13 protein-coding genes are annotated in these 13867 nt (G+C 73.7%); 10 read left to right on the forward strand and 3 right to left on the reverse strand.

The genetic code is table 11. The features are described from left to right. The first annotated feature begins 119 nt into the window (after nucleotides 1-119). The gene (locus IE178_RS17040; protein ID WP_193512903.1) at nucleotides 120-2090 is read left to right on the forward strand and encodes a DUF1996 domain-containing protein; all 1971 of its coding nucleotides are present in this window, start codon (nucleotides 120-122) and stop codon (nucleotides 2088-2090) included. Nucleotides 2091-2390: 300 nt separating this feature from the next. On the opposite strand, the gene IE178_RS17045 is transcribed toward IE178_RS17040, so the two are convergent. Next, complete coding sequence (locus IE178_RS17045; RefSeq protein WP_193512904.1) at nucleotides 2391-3323, reverse strand: DUF4232 domain-containing protein; 933 nt, start codon at nucleotides 3321-3323, stop codon at nucleotides 2391-2393. Between the two features lie 135 nt (nucleotides 3324-3458). Between IE178_RS17045 and IE178_RS17050 the strand changes: the two genes are divergently transcribed. Continuing rightward, on the forward strand, nucleotides 3459-3650 hold the full coding sequence (locus IE178_RS17050) for a hypothetical protein (protein WP_184765151.1): 192 nt from the start codon (nucleotides 3459-3461) through the stop codon (nucleotides 3648-3650). 33 nt (nucleotides 3651-3683) lie between these two features. Here the strand turns inward: IE178_RS17050 and IE178_RS17055 are convergent, their stop codons facing one another. Further along, the gene (locus IE178_RS17055) at nucleotides 3684-6278 is read right to left on the reverse strand and encodes a SpoIIE family protein phosphatase (RefSeq protein ID WP_184765152.1); all 2595 of its coding nucleotides are present in this window, start codon (nucleotides 6276-6278) and stop codon (nucleotides 3684-3686) included. Between the two features lie 161 nt (nucleotides 6279-6439). Here IE178_RS17055 and IE178_RS17060 point away from each other — a divergent pair, with 161 nt between their 5' ends. Further along, nucleotides 6440-7021: an AMIN-like domain-containing (lipo)protein gene (locus tag IE178_RS17060; protein ID WP_184765153.1), complete on the forward strand. Its 582-nt coding sequence runs from the start codon at nucleotides 6440-6442 to the stop codon at nucleotides 7019-7021. A gap of 31 nt (nucleotides 7022-7052) precedes the next feature. Here the strand turns inward: IE178_RS17060 and IE178_RS17065 are convergent, their stop codons facing one another. Continuing rightward, nucleotides 7053-7745: a GAF and ANTAR domain-containing protein gene (locus IE178_RS17065; RefSeq protein WP_229875802.1), complete on the reverse strand. Its 693-nt coding sequence runs from the start codon at nucleotides 7743-7745 to the stop codon at nucleotides 7053-7055. Between the two features lie 170 nt (nucleotides 7746-7915). Here IE178_RS17065 and IE178_RS17070 point away from each other — a divergent pair, with 170 nt between their 5' ends. The 7 genes from IE178_RS17070 (at nucleotide 7916) to IE178_RS17100 (ending at nucleotide 13844) form a co-directional block, all read left to right on the forward strand. Further along, nucleotides 7916-8659 (forward strand): restriction endonuclease, encoded by a 744-nt coding sequence (locus IE178_RS17070; protein WP_229875800.1) that lies wholly within the window; start codon nucleotides 7916-7918, stop codon nucleotides 8657-8659. Between the two features lie 220 nt (nucleotides 8660-8879). Further along, nucleotides 8880-9146, forward strand: coding sequence for a hypothetical protein (locus tag IE178_RS17075; RefSeq protein WP_184765154.1), 267 nt, complete (start codon nucleotides 8880-8882; stop codon nucleotides 9144-9146). A 106-nt stretch (nucleotides 9147-9252) separates the two neighbouring features. Next, entirely contained in the window at nucleotides 9253-10125 is an 873-nt protein-coding gene (locus IE178_RS17080; protein ID WP_193512905.1) for an oxygenase MpaB family protein, read from the forward strand. 97 nt (nucleotides 10126-10222) lie between these two features. Beyond that, nucleotides 10223-10729, forward strand: coding sequence for an SRPBCC family protein (locus IE178_RS17085; protein ID WP_184765156.1), 507 nt, complete (start codon nucleotides 10223-10225; stop codon nucleotides 10727-10729). Next, nucleotides 10722-12371 carry a phytoene desaturase family protein gene (locus IE178_RS17090; protein ID WP_193512906.1) on the forward strand — a complete coding sequence of 550 codons (1650 nt, stop codon included), beginning with the start codon at nucleotides 10722-10724 and terminating at the stop codon, nucleotides 12369-12371. The genes IE178_RS17085 and IE178_RS17090 overlap by 8 nt, the downstream gene beginning before the upstream one ends. 100 nt (nucleotides 12372-12471) lie before the next feature. After that, entirely contained in the window at nucleotides 12472-12966 is a 495-nt protein-coding gene (locus tag IE178_RS17095) for a hypothetical protein (protein WP_184765158.1), read from the forward strand. Continuing rightward, on the forward strand, nucleotides 12963-13844 hold the full coding sequence (locus IE178_RS17100) for an SDR family oxidoreductase (protein WP_193512907.1): 882 nt from the start codon (nucleotides 12963-12965) through the stop codon (nucleotides 13842-13844). The genes IE178_RS17095 and IE178_RS17100 overlap by 4 nt, the downstream gene beginning before the upstream one ends. Nucleotides 13845-13867 lie beyond the last annotated feature (23 nt).

A 13867-nucleotide genomic window follows, 5' to 3' on the forward strand; every position in this document is an offset into this window, starting at 1 on the left:
GACCCCCGCGACAGAAGCGTAGGAGTACTGCCTTGGCACGCAACACACGCAGACGCCCAAGAGGTCCACAGCGCGCGACCTTTGCCGCGGTCGCGCTGATCCTGGGCGGAGGGGGGCTGATGGCGGCCAATGTCTACGCTTCCGCGACGGTGGACGACGCCCCCGTCGAGGGAACGGGTCAGGCGCGGGTGCTGGGCGGTGCCACCATCGACTGCCCGGATGTGGCGACCAGCCTCACGGCGGTCCCCGAGCAGGCGCGACCCGAGGTCGACAAGGAACTCGCCGCCCTGGACGAGCAGATCGCCCAGGCCTACCAACGCCTCGGGGAATCGGCCGGGGCCGTACGGCAGGACGCCGGCTTCGCGGACGACGAAATCGTCGGTCCTCTCGAGGAGGAGCGGTCCGCGACCCTCGAGCGCATCGCCGCCGCCATCGACAAGGTGGGAGACCGCCCCGCGGGCCTCGACGAACTCGCCGCCTGCGCCGTGCGCGACTCCGGCAACGCGTCCGGCCGGCCGACCGGCGGTCAGGACGATGGTGGCCAGGACGGCGGCGGTCAGGACGGCGGCGGTCAGGACGGTGGCGGCGGCCAGAAGGGTGAGCAGGGCCAGGGCGGCAACGGGGGCCAGGCCGGCAACGGTCCCGTCGCCGCGGACTACGCGGACATCGAAAGCGTGCGGCCCGACGTCGTCGAGCCGAAGGTGACGAAGGGCGCCTCGCGCGGAACCTTCACCAGCAGTTGCGGAGTCAACGAGAACGGCCTGTTCAACTCCGACAACGTGATCGCCGCCCCCGGCGTCAGCAACGGCGCCCACCACTTCCACGACTACATCGGCAACCAGTCCACCAACGCCTTCTCCAGCGACGAGGAACTGGCCAAGGCGGACACGAGCTGTGAGGACCGGGGAGACAGGTCGTCGTACTACTGGCCCGTCCTGCGGCTGCAGAACGGAACCCAGGAACAGGACGCCAACTCCCCGGGCGGCGGCATCGAGGGCAACGCCGGTGAGATCGTCACGCCCAAGGAGGTCACGCTGACCTTCGTGGGCAACCCGCGCGGCGAGGTCACCGCCATGCCGCGGCTGCTGCGCATCATCACCGGCGACGCCAAGTCCTTCGTCAACGGCCCCGCCAACGCCAACGCCTCCTGGAGCTGCACCGGTTTCGAGGACCGGCAGCTGAAGGACAAGTACCCGCTGTGCCCGCAGGGCAGTGACGTCGTCCGCACGTTCGACTTCCAGAGCTGCTGGGACGGCCGCAACATCGACAGTGCCAACCACCGTACGCACATGGCGTTCGCGGACGCCGACGGCACCTGCCCGTCCGGCTTCCGCCCCGTGCCGCAACTGGTCCAGCGCATCGTCTACGACGTCGACGCGCCGAGCCTGGACGACGGCGGGCGGACGACACCGCTGTTCGCGGTGGATTCCTTCCCGGAGCAGCTGCACAAGCCGGTCACGGACCACGGCGACTTCATCAACGTCTTCGACGAGGACCTGATGCAGGAGATGGTCGACTGCATCAACAGTGGCCGCACCTGCGGCGTGGGTGCCGGCGGCGGCGAGGAGCCGGGCGGCGGGGAGCCGCAGGAGCCGCAGGAGCCCCAGGAACCCACGCCCTCTCCCGGTGCCCCGGACGAGGGCGGCAACGGTGACGGCGGCGAGCAGCCCGGTGACGGTGCGGAGGGACCCGGTGACGCGGAGCAGGAGAACCCGTCGGAGCCCCCGGCCGACGCGCCGGGCACCGAGGAGCCGGGCACCGAGGAGCCGGTGGACGAGGGCGCCACGCCCGAGGGCGGCGAGCAGCCCGAGGTCTACGCCTCGCCCTCGGCCGAGGACGACACGGGCGCGGGCGGCCGGACCGGGAGCAACGACGCCGACGAGGGCGAGGACGGCGACGAGGCGGCCCAGGAGACGCCCGGCGCCGGCACGCCGGCCAGTGGCGGCGACGCCTCGGCCGTGGACGGGACCGAGCCGCAGGCCGTGACGGGCGGGCTGGCCGAGACCGGCACCCAGCTCTGGCCCGCCGCGGCGGGCGCGGTCCTGGTCATCGCCGGTTTCGTCGTACTGCGCCGCGTGCGGCGCACGTGACCTGATCCCTTCCCCTGCCACGCGCTCGGTCGGACGGCGGCGGAACCCCCGGGTCCCGCCGCCGTCCTCCGTTTCCCCGGACCGACCGGCCGTCACGGCACGTCCGCCCCCGGCTCCGTCCCTCCTCCGCCCCGGCCCGGTGCCGAGGACGCGGGCCGCCGCCGCCCCGGCAGGGGGCGGGGGCGGGGGTCGGGGCGGCGCGGTCGTACGGCCCGGCCCAGGGCGCCGGCCCGACGCCGGGCAGCACGGCGGTCCGCTTCGGGGTCCACTTCGCCCCCGTCGTCGTGGACCGATCGCGCGTCAGGGCGACGACGGCGGCCTGTCCTGCGGTTCCTCCTCCCGCTTCTTCCACGGGCCGATCCCGAGCTTCCCCGTCGTCCCGAGATCGAGTTCCGGGACGACCGTCACCCAGTCCGCGCCGGACTTCGCCCGCACCCGCACGTAGGGCGCGTTGACGGGCGTGCCCGCCTGCACGGTGTTGCGCCACACCAGGCCCGCCCAGGCGCCCTCGCCCGGCTCGAGCACGAGCGGCAGGGCGGGACCGTCCGCTCCCGTACCGCCGGCGACGGAACCGCCGTCGTGCAGGATCCGCACGCCGTCCACCGGCTCGTGCCCCTCGTCGAGGAGCTGGACGTCGGGGTAGCCGTGCAGCGAGTAGGGCCGGGTGCCGCAGTTCTCCAGATGTACCGAGACGACCCGCAGGCCCATGGCGGCATCGCCGTCGTCGGCGTACACCCGCAGGCCGGAGGCCGGGCAGGGACCCGTCGTGGACGGTGCCTCGTCCGCCGGGACGCTGCGCACCTTGGCGATCCGTACCCGGCTCACGTTCTGTGGGCCCGCCATCGACTCGCCCAGCTCGATCCTGCCGGAGACGGTCCGGCCGGGCTCGACGCCCGCGACGGTCCGCTCGGTGTTGTCCAGCACGGCCCCCGCGTCGGACAGGAGGTCGAACGTGACCGTGTAGGTGTGGGGTTCGGACCCCGTGTGGGTGACCTCGAACAGGGCGCAGCCCCGGCTTCCGCCGCCGTAGCCGGTGATCCGCACCGCCTCGCGCTCCTGTTCGGCGGCCTTCCCGGGCAGGGACGGGTGCGGTGCGTGGGAGGGCTGTCCATCGCAGGACGCACCGGACGGCGGAGGCTGGGCGCTCGGCCCGTCAGCCTGCTCGGTTTCGCACGCGGTCAGGAGCAGGACGCCGGTGAGGGCGGCGGGGAGGGAGAGGAAAGTGCTGCGCATGTGAGGAGTTGATCAGTACCGGCCGCCAGTGGCTATGACGGAAGCCATGCTTCCGGCCACCGGTGTGTGACACTGGCGCGGAGGCCGCGGTGTTGCCCGAGGGGGAGCGTCGGCCGGCCGTAGAGGGGAGTTGCCGTGGACAAGGGGACGGTGCGCGCGCACGAGGACACGGATGCGGCGGCGGCGACCGCACGCCACGCCCGCTTCGGACGTCTCCCGGAGCCGGTCCGGCCGGAGGACATGGTCGAGGAACAGCCGGCCGTCGCGCCGGACCCGGCCCGGAACGCCTACGACCCCGACGAGTGGCTGGTGCGCTACTGCCTGTGAGACCGCCCGGGGTCGGCCGGTGCGACGCGGATCTCAGCGTGCGCCGGCGCAGTCGTACGCCGTCAGCAGCAGCGCCACGTCGTCCGGCCGGTCCTCCGTCCGGCGGGCGGTCCTGATCAGCTGGTCGGCGAGCCGCTCGACCGAGTCGGTGCGCTCGCGGGCCAGACAGTCGCGGATGGCCTCGATGCCCGTCTCTATGTCGCTGCCGGGCGTCTCGACGAGCCCGTCCGTGTAGAGCGCCAAGACGCTGCCGGGGGCCAGCGTGAGTGTCGTGACGGGGTAGACGGCGTCCGGCTGCACACCGAGCAGCACGCCACCGGGCAGGTTGAGGCTCTCGGTGCGTCCGTCGGGGTGGCGCAGCAGGGGCGGGGGATGACCGGCCCGGACGGCCAGGGCGCGGCCGGTTCCCGGATCGAGCTCGATGTAGCAGCAGGTGGCGAAGACGTCGGTCTCCAGCTCGGTCAGCAGCTGGTTCGTATGGGTGATGACCTCCTGCGGTGGCCGGCCGCTGGCGGCGAAGGCGTGCACCGCGCTGCGCAGCTGCCCCATGACCGCCGCGGCGCCGACGCTGTGCCCCTCCACGTCACCGATGACCAGCGCCACCCCCCGCCCCGTCCTGATCACGTCGTACCAGTCGCCCCCGATGGCCATGCCCTGCGTGCCGGGCAGATAGCGGCCGGTGGTCACCATCCTGTCGATGGCGGGCAGCCGGTGCGGCAGCAGGCCCTCCTGCAGCCCGCGCGCCACGGCCGACTCCGCGTCGTAGAGCCGGGCCCGCTCCATCGCCTGCGCGGTGAGCCCGCCCAGCGCGGTCAGCGCACTGCGCTCCTCCGGAGTGAACCGGTGCGGGGTGCTCCAGCCGAGGATGCAGGAGCCGACCGGACGGCCGGAGGCGATCAACGGCAGGAACGACCAGGCGTTCATCGGGTCCAGCGTGAGCCCGGGATAGGCGTCGACCAGCGCTTCGGGCGACTCGAAGAACAGCGGCAGCCGGGTGGTCAGGGCGTGCACGCCGGGCAGGTCGGCGTCGAGCGGGACCCCTTCGAAACGGTCGAGGAAATGCTCCGGGTAGCCGGACTCCCAGATCAGGTACATCCGCCCGTCGCGGATCGTGTACAGGGCGATCTCCTGCGCGCCGAACCCGGGCAGCACCTGTTCGGCGACGGCCCGGCACACATCCCTGACGGTGACCGCCTCGGTCAGCACGCTGGCCATCTGCACCACGCGGTAGAGGGCCCCCGCGCGGGCCGTTCCGACCAGCTCCGACGGCGGCGCCGCGGTGGCCCCGCCGACCGGCGACAGATTCCGGCCCTGCTCCGTCCTGGCGGGAGCGTTGGTGCGGAACACGCGCACGGTCAGCCCGTGCACCCCCGGATACAGCACGAACCCCAGCCAGACGCCCTCCGGGTCGTCAACCAGATACGACACCGGCTCCTGCGACAGCATCGCCGCCCGGTAGCGGTCCTCGTACGCCGGATCGCGCAGCCAGGTGAGCACCTCCCACGGATAGTGGCCGAGCATGTGTTCCAGGTCGCACCCCAGCAGTTCCTGGCAGCGGCGGTTGGCGTAGACGATCCTTCCGTCCTGGTCCAGGGAGAACAGTCCGTCGGGCAGCCGCTCGGCGGCCTCCGCCGCGGTGACGCCACCGGCCGCGTCGACGACGGCGCCCACCAGGAGCCGGGTGGCCCCTTCCGCCCGTACGACATGTCCCCACAGCTCGACCGGCCGGTAGCGGGTGTGCCCGTCTTCCTCGATCTCGTCCAGCACCCTGAAGTGCCGCCCCCTGACCTGTCCGGTGTCCGCCGCCTCCCGTCGGCTCGCCCGCAGTTCGTACAGGTCGTCGGGGGACACCCGGTCCTCGACCTCCGCCATGGTGCCGCCGAACTCGTCCCGGGTGACACCCAGCAGGGACAGCGCGTCGTCGTCCCCGGACCACCGGTCGCCGTCCAGGTCCCACTCGATCATGCCGACCGACACGGTCCGGGCGGGCGGAGTGGGCAGCCGCACGCTCACCGGCTGGTCGTCGTAGTCGATCGCGTACGCGACGGCGTCCGGGTCCGTCCGTCCGGGCACCTGCCGGGCGAACGCGGTGAGGCTTTCCTCCATGTCCCGCACGGCGCCGTGCAGCACCGCCCGTACCGTCTGCTCGCTCACCGGCTCCCGGTTGGCCGAACGCAGGACGGTCAGGACTCCCACGCATGCGCCACCAACCCGCACGGGGTGGTAGGCGGAGGCGAACGAGTACGGCAACGCGGCGGTGAACTGCGGGAAGCGCAGCATCGTCGCCGCCTCGTTCGGCAGCCACAGGCTCTCGCCGCTGCGATACGCCTCGGACATCGGCAGCGCACCGCCCACGGGCACCCGCCACCAGGACCTCAGCAGCGACCGCGGAACACCGCACACCATGCAGAGCACCAGCGAGCGCCGGTCACGCGAACGCAGATACACCAGTCCGCCGTAGCCCTGGATGTCCCGCACCGCCGCCACCGCGGACTCCGCGAGCGCGTCCTCGATCCGCGCCGCCCCGTCCCCGCCGCGGTGCTCCGTCGCGCCCCGGTCCTCCTCCGCACCCCCGCCGAGCACGACTGCCGGCCGCTCCCCGCGCGGTGCGGCGGCTGCATCATCCATGGCGCGCCCTCCCGGTGCGGACGCATGGGACATTCGTTCGCTCCCCACCAGGATGTGCCATGCCGGGCGGTCCGGCGACCGGCCGGACCACAGCCGCAACCTTCGGGGCATCCCGATCGTCTCACCTGATATCAGAAGGATGTGAGCCCAGGGGGCCGAAAATGCTTGAAACAAGGACAATCTGTGTGACTCTGGCGCTCGTGGGCACCGCGCTGGCAACGGCGGCGGTCCCGGCCGTCGCCACCCCGACGGCGGCCGTCCGGACCACGGCCTGCCCGACCGGCTGGGGCGGCCTCGCCAAGTCCGACGCCGACACCACGACCACCCCGGTACGGAACATCAGGACCGGCCGGCACGCCTGCTACGACCGGATGGTCGTCGACCTGCCCGGCACCGCGCGCGGTGGCCTCGGCTACACCGTCCGGTACGTCGACCGCCTCCACCAGGACGGATCGGGCCGGCACATCCCCCTCGCCGGCGGCGCCGTCCTCGAGGTGCGGGTGGCCGCACCCTCGTACGACCCCGCGAACGGCGAGCCCGCCTACCCGGCGCGCGCCGGACGCCCGCTGCCGGGCGTCGACCTCACCGGGTACCGCACCTTCCGGGACACACGGTTCGCCGGCAGCTTCGAGGGCGAGACCCAGGTCGGCCTCGGCGTACGCGCACGACTGCCGTTCCGCGTCCTGCAAGTACAGGACCACATCGTGATCGACGTCGCGCACACCTGGACGGGCGGGCGCTGAGCACCTCCCGGAGCGTCCGCCGCCGCACGGCTCACTGATCCACGGCGCCCGTCTCGCAGACCCGGCGCGCCACCTCACGCAGTTTGGTGTTGGTGCGCTGGGACTGCGTGCGCAGGATCTCGAAGGCCTGGTCCTCGGTGATGTGGTGGCGGCCCATCAGGATGCCCATCGCCTCGCCGATCGTGTGCCGGGTGGCGAGGGCCTCCTGCAACTGGGAGTCGCTCAGGGCGCTGGAGAAGGCGACCGCCGCATGGGAGGCCAGCAGCCAGCCCGCCGTCTCGCTGTCCTCGGTGAACGCCCCGGGCTTGCGCGAGTACATGTTGAGGGCGCCCAGCTCCTCCTCGCGCGTGTACAGCAGGAACCCCATCATGCTGCCCACCCCGAGCTCCCGGCAGCGGGGCACGAAGGAGGTCCAGCGTTCGGGGTCCTCGGTGAAGTCGGGGATGCGGAAGACCCGTTCGGAGATCTCGGGCCGGGCCGCGTCGAAGCAGGGACCTTCGCGCAGACTCTCCTGGAGGCGGTCGCTGTCGGTCACGAGTTGTTCGGTGGGCGCCACCGAACTCACCCGGCCCCGGCGCAGGACGAGGATTCCGGAGGCGTCGCAGCCGTCGACGAGTTCCACCGCCGAACTCGTGATCTGCCCGAGCGTGGCGTCGAGGGTCTGTTCCGCCAGAAGATCACGGGCCATGGAAGCCATCTGCTGGGCGAAACCCCGCCAGTCCACCGTCCGCCTCCCTGGGTTGCCGCAGTCAGCACACACCGCATGTACCCCACGCGGATGTGCGGCACGCCGGTGAACGGTCCGAAGCCGGGCAGACGGCGTAAGTGATCTTCGGTGGTCCGCGTGACCCCGGGTGCACGTCCTGTCGGCCGCCACAGAGAGGAACCACCACGGTGACCATGCCCCAGCGCCGTACGCGTCCGATGCCCCGCGGGCGCCGCTTCGACCTGCGTGCGACGGCCATGTTCTTCGGCCTGCTCGCCACGGCCCTGATCATCGCCGGCTTCGCGGTGCGCGCGCTGGCCGGGGTGGCGCAGCGGCGCCCGGTATGGGCCGTCGTCCTGCTGTGCGTGGTCGCCGCGGCCCTTCTGGCCCACGGACGCAGACGGCGGCGGCTGTCCGCGGCGCGGATCGCCCGCCGGGCGGGCGAGGCCCTGGAGCAGGCCACCACGGAGGCACTCGACGCCCTGGACACGCCTTCACCGGCACCGGCACCGCCGACGGCCCGCGCCATCGACTACGAGGCGCTGAACCCCGAGGAGTTCGAGGAGGCGATAGCGGCCCTGTGCGTACGCGACGGCTGCTCACAGGTGCAGGTCGTCGGCGGAGCCGGCGACCTGGGGGCCGACGTGGTGGCCCTGTCCCCCGAGGGCCGCCGCCTGGTCATCCAGTGCAAGCGCTACGGCGACGACAACAAGGTCGGCTCCCAGGATCTGCAACGCTTCGGCGGCACCTGTTTCGCCGTCCACGAGGCGGACGTGGCCCTCGTCGTCACCACCAGTGACTTCACCACGCCGGCCGCGGAGTACGCCGAGCAGTGCGGCATCGTGTGCGTCGACCGCGACGCCCTGCTCGCCTGGAGCGACGGCCGGGCACCGGAGCCCTGGGCGGCGGGCACCGTTGCCCCCGACTGCTAGCGGTGTCGTTCGGATCAGGCCGACTCCAGCCAACGGCGCCTTGCGGTCGAGCCGAGCGGGGTCCGGTGTGTGCGGCTGCGAGGCGGAGGAGGCCGCCAGGGCGGAGCCCCGGCGACCGACGACGACGCGGCGGACGCGCGTGCCGCGCCCCGCGACCCCGGCATGATCCGAGCGGCACCGCCTTGGACCGATTGTCAGTGGCGGATGCCACCCTGCCGGTATGGACGAGCTGGAGTTCATGCGCGGCAGGGTCTACGGGGCGGATCACGATGATCCCGGGCCGCGCGACGGACGGTCGTACGTGGAGCTGGCCGGCGGGCCGCTGGACGGCCTGCTGCTGGACATCACCGACCGCGGTGAGACGGAACTGAGGCACGGCGTCGGTCTGCGCACCGAGATAGGACGCTACGGCGCGGGCGGACGCTCGGTCTACGTGCCCCGCGGCGAGGGCGGCCGGGTGTACGACTGGCGGGGCGACATCCCCTGAGCCGCCGGGCGGGCCGCGTGCCCGGGGGTTCCGGGCAGGGCGGCGGGGCAGACGTAGCGTAGGGCGTCCACCGGTCGTGGGGGGCACGAGGAGGGCGGAGCGAGCCATGGGACTGCTGACGGAAGGCGGCTCGGCGCTGCGCGACCGGGTCGGTCACGCGATCTTCTCCCGGGTGGCCGGACCGGACGGCCCCGACAACCGCGCGCGCATCCACGGCACGCCGGGCCCGCGCTGGTTCGGGCCCGAGCGGCCGGTCAGAAGGGTGCACGGGGACGCGTCGATGTTCATCGGCGGACTGTCGGCCCTGCTGCTCCAGTCGCTCCACCCGCTGGCCATGGCCGCGGTCGCCGGGCACTCCGGGTTCCGCGGGGACCCCTGGGGGCGGCTCCAGCGGACCAGCACCTTCCTCGCCGTCACCACCTACGGCACCGCCGACAGCGCCCAGCAGGCCGTCGACCGGGTCAGGGCGGTCCACGAGACGGTGCGCGGCACCACCGCGGACGGTGCGGAGTACTGGGCCGCCGACCCCCATCTGCTGTGCTGGGTGCACATCGCCGAGGTCGACAGCTTCCTGCGCGCCCACCAGAGCTACGGCGCCCGTCCGCTGGACGACGCGGGCTGCGACGCGTACGTCGCCGACATGGCGCGCATCGCCACCGCGCTCGGCATACCCGACCCCCCGGTGGACCGCGCCGGACTCGCCGAGCGGCTGGCCGCCTACCGCGGTGAGCTGCTCGCCACGCCCGAGGCGCGCAGCACCGCCCGCTTCCTGCTGCTCAGCCCTCCCGTACCGCTGCTCGCCCGGCTGCCGTACGGCGTCCTCGCCGCCAACGCCGTGTCCCTGCTGCCGGGCTGGGCCTCCCGCGCGCTGTGGCTGCCCCGCGTACCCCCGGCCGAGGGCGTGTGCGTACGCCCGCTCGGCACCGCCGTCACCGCGGGCATCCGCTGGGCCCTGGCCCCGGCCCGCGACGGGGTCTGACACCGGCGCACACCTTCGCTCACCCTCCGCCGGTTGACGCGTGCCTGAAGGGGCACTCAGTGCTGACTGGTGTCGCTCGCGGACCCGGGAGGAAGAAGTGGCAGTTCGCCATCGTCTGATTCGTACGAGCCCGCAGACCGTCTGGGCCGTCCTCGCGGACGGCACCCGGTACGCGGAATGGGTGGTGGGCACGTCGTCGTCGGAGCCGGTGCGCGGGCACTGGCCGCAGCTCGGCTCGGCGATCGGCTTCGAGGTGCGCTTCGGGCCCATGAGCCTGACCAACGAGACCGTGGTCCGGCGCTGCGTGCCGGGCGAGGCCCTGGAGCTCGAGGCTCTCGCCGGGCCGCTCGGCACGGCACGGATCGCCATCGACGTGCGCCCCTGGGGCGACCACAGCCTGGTGATCGTGGACGAGCATCCGCTGCGGGGAGCGGGGGGCCTGGTGCACAACGTGGCCGTGGAGGCCCTGATCCAGATCCGCCACCGCACCATGCTCGCCAGGCTGGCGAAGATCTGCGAGCGCGAGGCGGCCGAGGAGGAGCGGCGCCGTCCGCTCGGACAGGTCGTGTCACCGGAGCCCGACGGGGGAGGCGCCCGTGCCTGACGCCGTGGTGATCGGGGCCGGCCCCAACGGACTGGTCGCGGCCAATCTGCTCGCCGACGCCGGCTGGAGTGTGGAGGTCCTGGAGGAGCAGCCGGAGCCCGGTGGCGCCGTACGCCACGACCGGGGCGCCCACCCCGACTTCGTCAGCGACCTGTGCAGCTCCTTCTACCCGCTCGCCGCCGCCTCCCCGGTCCTCGCCGGGCTGCGGCTGGAGCAGCACGGGCTGCGCTGGAGTCATGCCCCGAAGGTCCTCGCCCACCCGCTGTCCGACGGCAGGTGCGCGGTGCTCGACCGTCGTGTCGACGTCACCGCCGACTCCCTGGAGGCCTTCGCGCCGGGCGACGGAGCCGCCTGGCGCCGGCTGCACGACGCGTGGCAGACCCTTCGCCCGGACCTCCTGGGCGCCCTGTTCACCCCGTTCCCACCGATCCGTTCCACGGCCCGGCTGGCCGTCCGACTGCGCGGCACGGGCGGACTGCGCATGGCGCGCACCCTGATCCTGCCGGTGCGCCGTCTCGCGCAGGAGGAGTTCCTGGGTGAGGGCGGCGGGCTGCTGCTGGCCGGCAACGCGCTCCACGCCGACCTGGCGCCGGAGGCCGCGGGCAGCGGCGGCTACGGCTGGCTGATGTCGATGCTGGGACAGACGTACGGCTTCCCCGTGCCGGCCGGTGGTGCCGGAGCCCTCACCCGGGCCCTGGTGCGGCGCCTGGAGGCACGCGGCGGGGTGCTGCGCTGCGGGCAGCGCGTCGACCGGATCGTCGTACGCGGCGGCCGGGCGGCCGGTGTGCGCACGGCCGGCGGCGAGACGGTCGCGGCCGGCCGCGCCGTCCTCGCGGACGTGGCCGTGCCCTCCCTGTACGGCGAACTCCTCGACCCCGCGCACCTTCCCGCACAACTCCTGTCCGACCTGCGGCGCTTCCAGTGGGACTTCGCCACCTTCAAGGTCGACTGGGCGCTCGACGGCCCGGTGCCCTGGCGGTGCGAGCAGGCCGCGGGCGCCGGAACCGTCCATCTCGCGGACGGTCTCGACGAGCTCACCCGCTTCGCCGCCCAGCTCGCCACCGGCACCGTCCCGGACCGTCCCTTCTGCCTCTTCGGCCAGATGACGACCTCGGACCCGTCCCGCTCCCCCCGGGGCACCGAGTCCGCCTGGGCGTACACGCACGTGCCGCACGACATCTCGGGGGACGCGGGCGACGAGTCCCTCACCGGCGCCTGGGACGCCAAGGAGCAGGAGATCATGGCCGACCGTGTCGAGCGGCAGGTGGAACGCTTCGCGCCCGGGTTCCGGGCCGCCATCCGCTCCCGCCGCATCCTCGCCCCGCCCACCCTCCAGTCCCTCGACCGGAACCTGCACGGCGGCGCCATCAACGGCGGCACCGCGGCCATGCACCAGCAGCTGTTCTTCCGCCCGGCGCCCGGCACCGGGCGACCCGAGACGCCCGTCAAGGGCCTGTACCTGGCGTCCGCGGGCGCCCATCCGGGCGGCGGCGTGCACGGCGCGCCGGGCGCCAACGCCGCACGCGCCGCGCTGCGCCGCCCCCTGGCCCCGGGCCTGGCCGGGGCGCAGCGGCTGCTGACCCACCGGGACCGCACCGGCCGCAGGCAACCGGACGCGGGCCACCGGGAAGACGGCGGATGACCGGCGCGCAGACCGGGCCGGCCGCACCCACGGCCCGGCCGCACCGTCCCCGGCGCGGCGGGGCCCGGCACCACCACCTACCACCGGCGGAGGCGAGACGATGACCGGACACGACGACGGCCCCGACCACGCCCACCGGCGCCCCGAAGGCGTCAGCGACGAGACGGTGGAGGCGCTCGGATCGCTGTCGAAGGCACTGGAGACGACCGAGCGCGCCCGGGGCCACCTCTACAGCTTCCACCAGCTCACCGGCACCGCCGACCTCGAACTGGACCGGGCGGTCGAACTGCTGCACAAGGCCGGGCATCCGGACTGGGCCGAGACGGTGCGCACCCAGGTACTCGGCCGCAACGTGATTCCCGGCCACTGGACGTTCCAGATCGTCGAGGCGTACGACACCACGTACTACCAGCCGTTCAGGGAACTCGGACAGGCCGCCGTCGAGGAACTGGCCGAGGGCCGGGACCACCTCTACGAGGCCGAGATGAAGGAAGCCCGCCGCACCGTCGGCCACCCCGACCACACCGCCCGCCCCGACTCCACCCCGCGGGCTCGCCCGGGCCGGGACGGAGCCCACGAAGGGAACGGCCGATGAACGCCCACCCCCTGCGCGACCGCACGGTCGTGATCACGGGCGCCGCACGCGGGGTCGGCGCCGCCCTCGCCCACGACCTGGCCCGGCGCGGTGCCCGGCCGGCGCTGCTCGGCCACGAGAAGGCGGGACTCGAAGCGGTGGCCGCCGGCCTGACCACGAGGACACTGGTCCACGAGGTCGACATCACCGACGAGGCCGCCCTGGCCGACGCCGCCGAGCGGGTCAGGACACACCTCGGCACCCCCTCCGCCGTGGTGGCCAACGCCGGTATCGCGGAGGGCGGTCCGTTCGTCTCCTCGGATCCCGCCCGCTGGCGGCGCGTGATCGACGTCAACCTGACCGGCAACGCGGCCACGGCCCGCGCCTTCCTGCCGGACCTGCTGGCGACGAAGGGCTACTACCTGCAGGTCGCCTCGCTGGCCTCGATCGGCGCCGCACCGATGATGAGCGCCTACTGCGCCTCCAAGGCGGGGGTGGAGGCCTTCGCCCACTCCTTGCGCGCCGAAGTGGCGCACCACGGTGTCGCCGTCGGTATCGGCTACCTGAACTGGATCGACACCGACATGATCCGCGACGCGGACCGCTACCCCGTCCTGCGCGAGCTGCGCGGCCACATGCCGCCGCCGGCCCGCCGCGTCTACCCGGCGGCCCTGGCCGCCGCCCGGCTCGCGGCTGCCGTGGAGCACCGCAGTACGGCCGTCTACCTGCCCCGCTGGCTTCGCCTGGCACAGATCGCGCGGGCCGGGCTGCCGCCCGTGGTGCTGCGGGTGGCCCGCCGTGAGCTGGCCCGGCTGGAGGCCGAGGGACCCCTGCGGCACACGGGACTCCTGGGCGGCGGCGGCGCGGCCGACCTGAGCACCACCCGACCGCGACGGTGACGCGGCCGGGCCGGGGGTCGGCC

The sequence above is a fragment of the Streptomyces griseoloalbus genome (genome assembly GCA_014650015.1).
GTDB classification, from domain to species: Bacteria; Actinomycetota; Actinomycetes; order Streptomycetales; family Streptomycetaceae; genus Streptomyces; species Streptomyces griseoloalbus.

Coding starts and splice junctions, on each gene's coding strand:
- IE178_RS17095 (WP_184765158.1), top strand. CDS start 12,472: ATGACCGGACACGACGACGGCCCCGACCACGCCCACCGGCGCCCCGAA.
- IE178_RS17080 (WP_193512905.1), top strand. CDS start 9,253: ATGGGACTGCTGACGGAAGGCGGCTCGGCGCTGCGCGACCGGGTCGGT.
- IE178_RS17100 (WP_193512907.1), top strand. CDS start 12,963: ATGAACGCCCACCCCCTGCGCGACCGCACGGTCGTGATCACGGGCGCC.
- IE178_RS17055 (WP_184765152.1), bottom strand. CDS start 6,278: ATGGATGATGCAGCCGCCGCACCGCGCGGGGAGCGGCCGGCAGTCGTG.
- IE178_RS17060 (WP_184765153.1), top strand. CDS start 6,440: ATGCTTGAAACAAGGACAATCTGTGTGACTCTGGCGCTCGTGGGCACC.
- IE178_RS17040 (WP_193512903.1), top strand. CDS start 120: ATGGCGGCCAATGTCTACGCTTCCGCGACGGTGGACGACGCCCCCGTC.
- IE178_RS17045 (WP_193512904.1), bottom strand. CDS start 3,323: ATGCGCAGCACTTTCCTCTCCCTCCCCGCCGCCCTCACCGGCGTCCTG.
- IE178_RS17075 (WP_184765154.1), top strand. CDS start 8,880: ATGGACGAGCTGGAGTTCATGCGCGGCAGGGTCTACGGGGCGGATCAC.